The organism is Streptococcus sp. STC1396 (genome assembly GCF_058933875.1).
The window spans coordinates 64,737-77,889 of sequence record NZ_JBZYCU010000009.1 but is presented as its reverse complement, the minus strand read 5'-3'; the positions used below and the strand labels follow the sequence as shown (position 1 = coordinate 77,889).

Annotated in this window: 2 protein-coding genes; both read left to right on the top strand. The window is 45.1% G+C overall.

Going from position 1 to position 13,153, the window contains the following annotated elements:
• Positions 1 to 1,325: G5 domain-containing protein (locus tag AC5FEC_RS04610; RefSeq protein WP_493661441.1), on the top strand; the 1,325-nt coding region annotated here is incomplete at its 5' end.
• Between the two features lie 328 nt (positions 1,326 to 1,653).
• A complete protein-coding gene (locus tag AC5FEC_RS04605; protein ID WP_493661440.1) occupies positions 1,654 to 12,885 on the top strand; it encodes a G5 domain-containing protein in 11,232 nt (3,743 codons plus the stop codon).
• Positions 12,886 to 13,153: the final 268 nt, after the last annotated feature.

Here is a 13,153-nt window from a genome sequence, read left to right as displayed (position 1 = left end):
AGATTGTGGAAGTTGGCAAGCCAGTTGAGCAGGTGACACCAGCAGAAGGCGTTAAGAATCTTGTTGTCGAGCAACCACGCTTGGATATTGTGACAGAAACTCTACCGTTTACCACTGTTGAACGTGAAAATGCACAATTGCCTACGGGCGCGCGAAAAGTTGTCCAAGAAGGCAAGGCTGGTGAGAAGACAACGCTGGTTGAAGTAACAATCGAAAATGGTCAAGAAACCGGCCGTGTGACTCGCGACAGCTTCGTTTCTAAAGCCCCAGTCGATCAGATTGTGGAAGTTGGCAAGCCAGTTGAGCAGGTGACCCCAGCAGAAGGCGTTAAGAATCTTGTTGTCGAGCAACCACGCTTGGATATCGTGACAGAAGCTCTACCGTTTAATACTGTTGAACGTGAAAGTGCTCAATTGCCTAAGGGCACGCGAAAAGTTGTCCAAGAAGGCAAGGACGGTGAGAAGACGATTCTGGTTGAAGTGACCATCGAAAATGGTCAAGAGACCAGCCGCACCACTCGTGACAGCTTCATTTCTAAAGCCCCAGTTGACAAGATTGTGGAAGTTGGCAAGCCAGTTGAGCAGGTGACCCCAGCAGAAGGCATTAAGAATCTTGTTGTCGAACAACCACGCTTGGATGTGGTGACTGAGACCCTACCGTTTACCACTGTTGAACGTGAAAATGCTCAATTGTCTAAGGGCATACGAAAAGTTGTCCAAGAAGGCAAGGCTGGCGAGAAGACTACGCTCGTTGAAGTGACCATCGAAAATGGTCAAGAAACCGGCCGTGTGACTCGTGACAGCTTCGTTTCCAAAGCCCCAGTCGATAAGATTGTGGAAGTTGGCAAACCAGTTGAGCAGGTGACACCAGCAGAAGGTGTTAAGAATCTGGTTGTCGAGCAACCACGCTTGGATGTGGTAACTGAAGCTCTACCGTTCAACACTGTTGAACGTGAAAATGCTCAATTGCCTACGGGCGCGCGAAAAGTTGTCCAAGAAGGCAAGGACGGCGAGAAGACTACGCTCGTTGAAGTGACCATCGAAAATGGTCAAGAAATCGGCCGCACCACTCGTGACAGCTTCGTTTCCAAAGACCCAGTTGACAAAATTGTGGAAGTGGGAACCAAGGAAGAACAGCTAACGCACCCAAGCAAACCTGATGCGCCAGTTAAGCCAGTCACTCCAGCTAAACTAGGCCAAACAAATGAAGCAAGGGCCACTCTGCCAAATACAGGAACAGCAACAGATTCTGCTTCTCTTATGGGTCTCTTGCTGGCATTGACAGGATTGTTCCTGATGAAGAAAAAGGAAAATGGTAAAAACTAAATGTTCCCGACAAAAGAGCTAGTGCATAGAAATTTACTTTCGTACTAGTTATTTGAAGGCGGAAGATGACATCACAAACGATTTAGTGTGAGTTGTGTTCCGCCTATTTTATAATCATAAATCTAATTTAGGGACTATAGATTTGTTTGCATAAATATAGAGTATGGTTGTTAAATTTATAAAAAATGTTTTCAATTACTATATATTTTGATTGGTGTAAACTGATAGATAGTTCCCTTTGTTTTGAATAATTCAAGGTAAAATATATTTTTTGAACAAAGTTGCAAACGCTTACTAATATAAGGCGTTCAAATAGGAAGGTTCCTTTATGGAAAAGAAATGTAAGTACAGTATTCGAAAATACGCTATCGGTGCTTGCTCTGTTATGATTGGAGCTGTATTTTTCGGTAGCCAAATCGTCGCAGCGGATGAGGCTCAGCCTGTAACCAGCCATCAACCTGTAATATCTGCAATAGCAGAGTCGGGTTCGGCTGGAGAAAGTACAGTTAGCCCTGAAACAAGTCCGTCCGTTTCAACAGCATCAACAGCAACAGAACCAATAGTAGAAACAAGAAATGAAGCAACCAGTAGCCCAGTTGAACAAGCATCTACCCCTGTAACAGCTAGTACTAAAGAAGAAAGAGCAACTGCTTCCTCTAACAATGCAGTCAGCCAGCCAACTTTGCCAGCTCAGGGAGCTAATGCGACTGAAAACACTGAAACAGAAATTGCTGACCATGGACCACTGCCAAGCAAGGCTCAATTGGACTACCACAAAGAAGAATTAGCAGCCTTTATCCACTTTGGTATGAACACCTATACCAACTCTGAGTGGGGAAATGGTCGTGAAAATCCTTCTAATTTTAATCCAACCAACTTAGATACAGACCAATGGATTCGAGTGTTAAAAGAAACAGGATTCAAACGGACGATTATGGTTACCAAGCACCATGATGGTTTTGTTCTTTATCCGTCTGCGCATACCAATCACACTGTTGCAGCTAGTCCCTGGAAGAATGGTAAAGGAGATGTCCTAGAGGAAGTTTCTAAGTCTGCGACCAAGTATGACATGAATCTAGGGGTCTATCTTTCTCCATGGGATGCTAATCATCCGTCTTATAAGGTTGCCACTCAGGATCAATACAATGAATATTACCTTAATCAACTCAAGGAAATTTTAGATAATCCTAAGTACGGTAATAAAGGAAAATTTGTCGAAGTCTGGATGGACGGTGCTCGGGGAGAAGGAGCTCAGAAAGTCACTTATACTTTTGATAAATGGTTCGAATATATTAAAAAGGCAGAGGGAGACATCACAATTTTCTCTGCCCAACCGACTAGTGTTCGCTGGATTGGGAACGAAAAAGGTACAGCAGGTGACCCAGTCTGGCATAAGGTGAAGCGTGACAAAATTCTAGCTAATCCATCAACAGACTATCTGAATCACGGCGACCCTGCTGGAGATATGTATTCTGTCGGAGAAGCGGATGTATCTATTCGCTCAGGCTGGTTCTACCATGAAAATCAACAGCCAAAATCACTGCGTGAATTGATGGATATCTACTTCAAGTCTGTCGGTCGCGGAACACCGCTTTTGCTCAATATTCCGCCTAATAAAGAAGGACGATTTGCAGATGTAGACGTTGCCAGATTAAAAGAATTCCATCAGACGCTCAAAGACATGTATGCTACTAATCTAGCAGCAGGTGCCAGTGTGGTAGCGGATTCTACTCGGAAGAATGCCAAATACAATGTCAATCATCTGGTCGATGGTGATGACAAGACATCTTGGGCCTTGTCAAATGATGCCTTGACTGGTTCTTTCACAGTTGACTTGGGAGAGAACAAGCGTTTTGATGTGGTCGAGTTGAAAGAAGATATTGCTAAAGGTCAGCGGATTTCCGGTTTCAACATTGACGTAGAAGTCAATGGTCGTTGGGTTCGCTATGGCGAAGGCAGTACAGTTGGCTACCGCCGTCTGATTCAAGGTCAGCCAGTCACTGCAAGAAGAATCCGTGTTACTATTACGGGTGCTCAGGCGACTCCGATTTTGACTAACTTTGCTCTTTACAAAACGCCTCAATCAATCGAAAAGACAGATGGCTATCCTTTGGGCTTAGACTATCACTCTAACACTGAAGGAAATAAAAACAATACTACTTGGTATCAAGAAAATGAAGGTGTTCGGGGAAGCTCCATGTGGACCAACCAAAAGGACGCCAGCGTTGAATATCAATTCACAGGAACCAAGGCTTATGTTGTGTCTACTGTTGACCCTCAACACGGCCCCATGGATGTCTATGTAGATGGTCAGAAAGTCGCAACGATTGATACGCAGAGCACTGTGCGAAAACGCAGTCAAACCGTATATGAAACAGGCGACCTAGCAGAAGGTACTCATACGATTAAGTTAGTCAATGCTAGCAATCGTGCTATTGCGACAGAGGGGATTTACACTTTAAATAACCAAGCTAAGGGCATGTTTGAGCTGAGCCAGCCAACTTATGAAGCGGAAAAAGGGAAAACTGTCACTGTCACTGTCAAACGTGTCGGTGGTGCCAAAGGTCCGGCAGATGTCCGTGTGGTGACCGAACCTGGAACAGGTGTTCATGGCAAGGTTTACCAAGATAAAACAGAGATTTTGCACTTTGCTGATGGGGAAACCGAAAAGACAGTAACGCTTCAAACCATTGACTTTAAAGAGCAAGAAGACCAAGTCTTTGACTTTAAAGTTAAGTTGTCTGACCCAACAGAAGGCAGCTTACTTGGCTTTAACTCAGCTGCAACAGTTCGTGTCATGAAAGCGGACAGTCTTTCGCATAACCAAAAAGAATACGATGACCAAGCCAGTCAGCTTATCTACAGTCCAAATTGGCATAAACAGACCAATGCTCAGGGGAATTTCAGCAATACAGAAAGCTGGGCTTCTTATAACGGCTTGTCTGCTGATGCCAAGAAGAAACTTTCTGTCACAGCTATTTTCAGTGGTACAGGAATTGATCTAACTGGTTTTGTTGATCCAAATCACGGTATTTATAAGGTCAGCCTAGACGGCAAAGTCTTAGACTATCAAGAGGGGCAAGGAAACGCCACAGAGTACAACGGTAAGAAATACTTTAGTGGTAAAGCGGCTCAACGAAAAGGCAATCAAACGCTGGTTTCCCTTAAAGGTTTGAAGGACGATGTTCACGTTCTGACCATGGAGTTGGATCCTGAGCGTAATGACTTGACTAGAAATATCGGAATCCAATTAGATAGGGTTGTGACAAAAGGAACTGGTTCTCATCTCATTTCCAAACAGGACTTTGTAGAAGAGATGAAGCAGTTGAAAGAAACGGTCAATCAAATTACCCCAGAATTATTGAAAGATACACCGAATAGCCGTACTGCCTTTGTAGAACATAAGACTGTTTTGGAAAATGAATTGGCGAAGGAAGCGCCAGATGTCCAAGCAATCTTCAATGCAGTGAATCAATTGAAAGAAATTTTGGATAATCCAGATAACTTTGTTCCAGAAAATCGTCCAAACCTCCCAGAGGAACCAAGTCCGTCTCAACCATCTACGCCAGATCAGCCTTCAACTCCATCTCAACCGTCTATGCCAGATCAGCCTGCAATACCTGATCAAAAACCAGATCAGCCGATTGTAACGCCTCCAGTCACTAAAGAAGAGAAAGATTTGCTTCAGGCACGCAAGCAAAACTTTAATAAAGACTGGTACTTTAAGCTGAATCCGACTGGCGACCAATCCAAGGAAAATATCAATATGAAGGATTGGACCAAGCTTAATCTGCCACATGACTGGAGTATCTTCTTTGATTTCGATCATTCATCTCCAGCCCGCAATGAAGGCGGTCAGCTGAACGGAGGAGTGGCTTGGTATCGCAAGACCTTCACACTTGAAGAAGAAAATAAAGACAAGAATGTCCGTCTGACCTTTGATGGTGTTTACATGGATTCGCATGTCTATGTCAATGGCAAGCATGTCGGCCACTATCCAAACGGTTATAATCACTTCTCTTATGATATCACGGACTATCTCTACAAAGACGGTCGTGAAAATACGATTGCTGTTCAGGTCACCAACAAGCAACCAAGCAGCCGTTGGTACTCAGGTAGTGGTATTTACCGAGATGTGAACCTAGTCATGACAGATAAGCTGCATGTCAGCAAGCATGGCAATAAGATCACCACACCGAAGCTAAAAGAACAGCAACAAGGTGCAGTTGATACAGTTGTTGCCAGCAAGGTTGTCAATACCGATAGCAAGGCACATCAAGTTTATGTTGAGCACCAGGTCTTTACCAAAGAAGGTCAGGCTGTCTCAGCAGCTGTCCGTTCCGCTGTGAAAGAACTGTTAGCTAATCAGGAAGTTCAATTTGATCAAACGCTTCAGGTCAACCGACCAACCCTGTGGACGACCAAATCCGACAAACCACAGCTCTATGTCATGAAGACCAAGGTCTATAAAGACAATCAACTGGTTGATGTGACCGAAGATACCTTTGGCTATCGCTACTTTGACTGGACTGCAGCAGACGGCTTCTCACTAAACGGTGAGCGCATGAAGTTCCACGGTGTATGTATTCACCAGGACAATGGAGCACTAGGCTCTGAGGAGAATGCTAAGGCTATCTATCGCAAACTGAAATTGCTCAAGGAGATGGGAGTCAACGCTATTCGGACTTCTCACAATCCAGCCAGTGAACAGTTACTGAATGCTGCAGCTGAGCTTGGATTCTTAGTGCAGGAAGAAGCCTTTGATACTTGGTATCACAGCAAGAAGACCTATGACTATGGACGTTTCTTTGACCAAGAAGCAACCCATCCAGATGCTAAACCAGGTGAGAAATGGTCTGACTTTGACTTGAGAATGATGGTCGAAAAAGACAAGAACAATCCATCTATCATCATGTGGTCTCTTGGAAATGAAGTCGAAGAAGCCAATGGAGATGCACGTTCTATTGCTACTGCTAAGCGCTTGAAGGCAGTTATCAAGGCCATTGACACAGAACGCTATGTCACCATGGGTGAAAATAAATTTAGCCAACGTTCTTCTGGCGGCTTTATCGAAATCGCTAAAATCATGGATGTCGTAGGGATGAACTATGGTGAGCACAACTATGAAGCAGTGCGTCGGGCTCATCCAGACTGGAAGATTTATGGCTCAGAAACATCTTCTGCAACTCGGACTCGCGGCTCTTACTACGATCCATCACGGATTTTGAACCATGATCACAGTGCTGGCCGTCGTTATGAGCAGTCCGACTACGGAAATGATAAGGTAGCTTGGGGACGGACAGCGACTCAGTCATGGACCTTTGACCGTGACCATGCCGGCTATGCTGGTCAGTTTATCTGGACAGGGATTGACTATATCGGTGAGCCGACTCCTTGGCACAATATGGACCGAACACCAGTTAAGAGTTCCTTCTTTGGCATCATTGATACAGCAGGTCTGCCGAAGAATGACTTCTATCTCTACCAAAGCCAATGGCGCTCAGTCAAAGACAAGCCGATGGTTCATATGTTGCCACACTGGAATTGGGATGAGCAAAGCCTACAAGACAGAAAGATATTGGTTGATGGCAAGGTGCCTGTCCGCGTCTTCTCAAATGCAGCCAGCGTTGAACTCTATTTCAACAATGAATCACTGGGTAAGAAGACCTTCACCAAGAAGCAGACAGCAGATGGCAGAAGCTATCAAGAAGGTGAAAATGGCCAACTCTATCTGGAGTGGAAGGTTGCTTATAAGCCAGGTACTCTAGTGGCGGTTGCCAGAGATGAGTCTGGCAAAGAGATTGCGCGTGATACTGTGACAACTGCTGACCAACCTAGCAATGTCCGTCTGGTTAAAGAAGAGCATGTCATCGGAGCAGATGGAAAAGATTTGACCTACATCCATTATGAAATCGTAGATGCCAATGGTAATCTCGTGCCGACAGCTAATAATCTTGTACACTTCAATTTGCATGGACAAGGCGAAATTGTCGGTGTGGATAATGGTGAACAGGCCAGCCGTGAGCGCTACAAGGCTCAAGCAGATGGCACATGGAAGCGCAAGGCCTTTAATGGCAAGGGCGTGGTCATCGTTAAGTCAACAGAAACAGCAGGTAAGTTTACTCTATTTGCTGATTCAGAAGGTTTAGGCTCCGATTCTGCAACGGTTTATACGGTGAAAAGAACACAGTCTGCCAAAGAATTAGTTGACTTGCTTCCAGCAAAAGCAACGACTATCGTAGGCGAAGAAGCACAACTTCCACAGATGGTCAAAGCTGTTTACAATGACGGTAGCACAGAAGACAAGGCTGTGACTTGGAAGATACCAGCTGATCTGACTAAAACGCGTGGTGTCAAAGAAGTTCTAGGAAGTGTTGCAGGCACGAGCTTAACTGCTCGCTTGATGCTGAAAGTTTTGGATCTGGTAGCTTGGTTGCCAAAAGCCCAGACAGTGCCAGTCGATACAGCAACAGAAGATCTGGATAAGGTAGTTACAGCAGTCTTCTCTGATGGTACGACTTCAGATGCTGAAGTCAGCTCTTGGACTTTGGAAAATCCAGATGCTTTGAAAGCTGAAAATGGTGAGACAAAGGCTACAGGTAAAGTTGCAGACTCAGATATTTCGGTGTCAGCTAGATTCCGAGCGTCTAATCAGAACTTAACCGAAGGGGCTGTGACAGGCATTCAGGTTGATGGAAAGGCTCTGGCTGACTTTAGCGCAGACAAGACCTACTATCGTATCCCGCTCGCTTATGGCGCAACTGTACCGACAGTCTCAGCGACAACCACTGGAGGTGCTACAGCAACTATCCAGCAGGCTAGTGCTGACAATGACAAACTGACTTCTGTCTTTGTGACAGACGAGTCTGGTCGTCTGACTCGAGTGTATCGCCTGCAATTTGTCGAAGCTAGCCCAGCCTTGACAGGCATTGAGCTAAAAGTAGAAAAGACAGAAAATCTAGTTGAGGATCAATCTGTACCTTATAAAGTCAAAGGAATTTACGAAGATGGTACACGGGCGCTCCTGTCAGAAAATGATGTAGAGCTCACGATTAAGTCAGAAGATGGTGCAGAAGTCAAAGCTGAAAATGGCAAACTCTTGCTCTACCGTAAAGGAACAGCTCGTATCACAGCTCGTCTTGCCAAGGCAGATAAGACCCTGACTTCGCAAGAGCTAACCTTGAGCATCGCTGAAAATACACAAGAAAAAACCATCACAGAGCTGCGGCCGATTAAGCTATCGACAGACTTGCATAAGTTGCCAAGTCTCCCTCAAGAAGTTCTGGCGATTTATAATCAAGGTCTGCCACACAAGGTAGCCGTGACTTGGGAGCCGATTTCCCAAGAAAAGGTTGATCATTATCATAGCTTTACCGTCAAGGGGCGAGTAGCAGGTACTGACATTGAAGCACAAGCTCATGTGACTGTCGAAGGCTTCTTGACAGCTGAAGAAGTATCATTGGCCGTGCCAAAAGGCGAGAAGATTAAGCTTCCAGCGACAGTCCGTGCCTATCACTCCGATGGCAGTGTCCAGTATAAAGAAGTAGCCTGGGATGCTGTTCCATCTGATGCAACAGCTCAAGCTGGAAAAGTAGAAGTTACAGGAACGGCCGTGGGACTCAATCTGAGAACCAAGGCTCACATCCGAGTATCTGAACAAACAGTTCAAAACAAGAATATCTCTAAACAATGGACTGGATCAGAACTTCCAGCAGCCTTTGTATCGGATACTGGTGGGGATGATAGCGCTAGTGCTTTAAATGATACCCACATTTCAAGAAATTCAGGTGGTGCTAAGAATCGTTGGACCAACTGGCGTACTGGAAATGAAGAAGATTATGCAGGTATCCTATTTGGTGATGCTGGTGACTTGACCAAACGCTTTGTTGACAATCTAAAAGCAGACTTCTACACGGATGGTGCGATTGGTCTGCCAGAAGAATATGTCATTGAGTACTACGTCGGCAAAGACCTGCCAGAATTGCCAAAAGATACGAACCATGTTCGCAAAGAGGCTCAGCATCCATTCAATCAAGCAAGTAATTGGAGGCAGGTGACTGGACTTCGTGCACCTCAGACCTTGAGTGCTAATTCTGAAAATGTCTTCCGCTTTGATAAAGTAGAAACACCAGCTATCCGTATTCGTATGAAGAAGAAAGCGAACACCTCAGGTGTCGGTTTGACTGAGTTGACGGTCATGGGTAACAGCGTCGAAGAAGCGACAAGTGCGACAGCTAAGCTTATGGTAGACGGTCAGCCTGTCCCAGGATTTAACAGTGCTATCAAAGAGTACGAGATTGTTAAGAAAGAAACAGGCAATCAAGTGACTGCAGAAGTAAGCGACAATGGGCTAGCGACAGTGATTCCATCAGCTTCTGAAAAGGATCCTGTCCGTGTACTCATCAAGGCTGAAAATGGTCAAATCGTGGATGAATACCGCATTCGCTTCGTTAAAGAGAGCAAGCAAATAGGTAAGCCTGTGGCTGCTGAAACATTATCAACAGTCGTAAATGTAGGAGAGAGACTCCAGTTTCCAACAACTGTACCAGTTTATTATCCAAGTGGTAGTGAGTGGGTCAAGAAAGACCTAGCAGTTACTTGGAATCCAGTTGATGAAAGTCTGCTTCAAACTAAAGGTAGCTTCACTCTGACTGGAACGATTCCTGGAACAGATCTACAGGCACAGCTTAAAGTACGAGTAAGCGAGCAAACTGGGCGCAATGCTGCTTTGAACCAAAATCATAACGACCAAGATTCACTTGCCTTTGCTTCAACGACTAATGACACAGATCAAGCTTCACAAGATAGGGTTCACTATGTAAATGATGGTTCGACCAACGAAAGCAATCGCTGGACTAACTGGTCAAGACAGGCTCCAAGTAAAGAAGTATCTGTCGGTGTGCTTTTCAAAAAGCAAGGTCAGATTGCAGCTGAGACAGTGCAACAAGTTGGTATGCAGTTCTTCAGAGACAGCGGAACAGACGCACCACAAAGTCTCGTCTTAGAATACTATGACGGTCCAGACTTTACTGAGCCAAATCCAGCTTCTCGCTATGCTGAGCAAGCTAATCATCCATTCAACGATGCAAATAATTGGAAGCAATTGAACTATACAGCTGACAGTGAAATCGTAGCTGGTAAGATGATTCATTTGAACTTTGAAGCTGTTAAAACAAAAGCTATCCGTGCCCGTATGACGCGCAAGGATACGACTAACGGGGTTGCACTTGTAGAGTTCACTGCCGTTACACCAACAGAAGCGCTTCAGTCAACTACAGTAACGAACATCACTGTTAATGGTCAAGCCTTGGCTGATTTTGCAGCAGATAAGACAGATTACCGTCTGGAGTATCAAGGCACAAGACCAAGGATTGAAGCTACTGCTACAAACAATGCAACGGTGACAGTTGTTCAGTCTGATAGCGATGAGCTTCCAAGTCTTGTTCGTGTGGTGACGGAAGACGGTCAAACGACTAAGGAATACCAGATCCAGCTAGTGAAGAAAGCAGCGGATGCTACACCGCCAGTTCACAAGACGACTCCAGACGAAGGTGTTAAGATTCCAGTAGTTGAACAACCACGCTTGGATGTGGTGACTGAGACCCTACCGTTTAACACTGTTGAACGTGAAAATGCACAATTGCCTAAGGGCACCCGAAAAGTTGTTCAAGAAGGCAAAGACGGTGAGAAGACTACGCTCGTTGAAGTGACCATCAAGAATGGTCAGGAAACCGGGCGTGTGACTCGCGACAGCTTCGTTTCTAAAGCTCCAGTTGACAAGATTGTGGAAGTTGGTAAGCCAGTTGAGCAGGTGACACCAGCAGAAGGCGTTAAGAATCTTGTCGTGGAGCAACCACGCTTGGATATCGTCACTGAAGCTCTATCGTTTAATACTGTTGAGCGTGAAAGTGCTCAATTGCCTAAGGGCACCCGAAAAGTTGTCCAAGAAGGCAAGGCTGGCGAGAAGACGACACTTGTGGAAGTGGCCATCGAAAATGGCCAAGAAACCGGACGTGTGACTCGAGATAGCTTCGTTTCTAAAGATCCAGTCGATCAGATTGTGGAAGTTGGCAAGCCAGTTGAGCAGGTGACCCCAGCAGAAGGCGTTAAGAATCTTGTTGTCGAGCAACCACGCTTGGATATCGTGACAGAGGCTCTACCGTTTAACACTGTTGAACGTGAAAATGCACGATTGACTAAGGGTACTCGAAAAGTTGTCCAAGAAGGCAAGGCTGGCGAGAAGACAACGCTGGTTGTAGTCACAATCGAGAACGGACAAGAAACCGGCCGTGTGACTCGCGACAGCTTCGTTTCCAAAGCCCCAGTCGATCAGATTGTGGAAATCGGCAAGCCAGTTGAGCAAGTGACCCCAGCAGAAGGCGTCAAGAATCTGGTTGTGGAACAACCACGCTTGGATATCGTGACAGAGGTTCTACCATTTAGCACTGTTGAACGTGAAAATGCTCAATTGCCTAAGGGCACACGAAAAGTTGTCCAAGAAGGCAAAGACGGCGAGAAGACTACGCTCGTTGAAGTCACTTTTGAGAATGGTCAGGAGACCGGTCGTGTGACTCGCGACAGCTTTGTTTCCAAAGATCCAGTTGACAAGATTGTGGAAGTTGGCAAGCCAGTTGAGCAGGTGACCCCAGCAGAAGGCGTTAAGAATCTTGTTGTCGAGCAACCACGCTTGGATGTGGTGACTGAGGCTCTACCGTTCAACACCGTTGAGCGTGAAAGTGCTCAACTGCCTAAGGGCACGCGAAAAGTTGTCCAAGAAGGCAAGGCCGGTGAGAAGACTACGCTCGTTGAAGTGACCATCGAAAATGGTCAAGAAACCGGTCGCACCACTCGAGACAGCTTCGTTTCTAAAGATCCAGTTGATAAGATTGTGGAAGTTGGAACCAAGGAAGAACAGCCAACGCAGCCAAGCAAACCTGACGCGCCAGTTAAGCCTGGTACTCCAGCTAAACCAGGCAAGACCGAGGAAGACTTGCGTATCTTGACGGATGAAGCTACCAAGGTTCAAGTTATCGGTACAAAATCCGCGCTTGAACAGGTCGCAAGCTTGAAAGTTAAGAAAGTTACGTCACAAAGTTTAGCGGGCAAGGTCTATGATGCTTACGACATTACCTTGGAAGACAAGTTTGGCAACGCTATTCAGCCAAGTGGAAAAGTCCTTGTTAGTCTGCCGCTTGCAGCCAATAAGGAGGTTGAAAATGTCTTCTATGTCACAGCTGCTAACCAATTGGATGCTCTGGCATTCCAGCAAAAAGGTCAAATTGTCGAATTTATGTCGGACCACTTCAGCATCTATGCAGTTGTTTATAAGGCATCTCAGGATCATTTAGCAATTAGCCAGGACGATGGAAGTGAAAAACAAAAGGCCTCTGAATCTGCTGTTTCAACTACATCTAATGGTCAACGAAATATGTCAGGAAATAAAGAAGGTCAGCTCCCGAATACAGGGGAGGAAAGTAACCAATCTGCCTTCCTAGCTTCTCTGATATTAGCATTATCAAGCCTTTTCCTTCTGTCAGTTAAAGACAAGAAGAAATACTAAAAAGTTTTAAAATAAGCTTTTTCGGTACCTCATTGAGGTGCCGTTTTTGAATTGGAATAAAACGATTTTAGCTGATTCGAAATTTTACAACAAGCTCCTTTAGCTGGCTAAGGAAGTTGAAAAGATTTAAAAATCCTTCAAAACAAGGGCAGGAGCTGTTTAAAATTGATGAAAATAAAGTAATTTCTTCCTTTATTTTGATTGATTGTAAAAATAACTTGCCTTTCTTAACAAGTCTAATCATCAAAAAGCAAAAAATACCATGCAA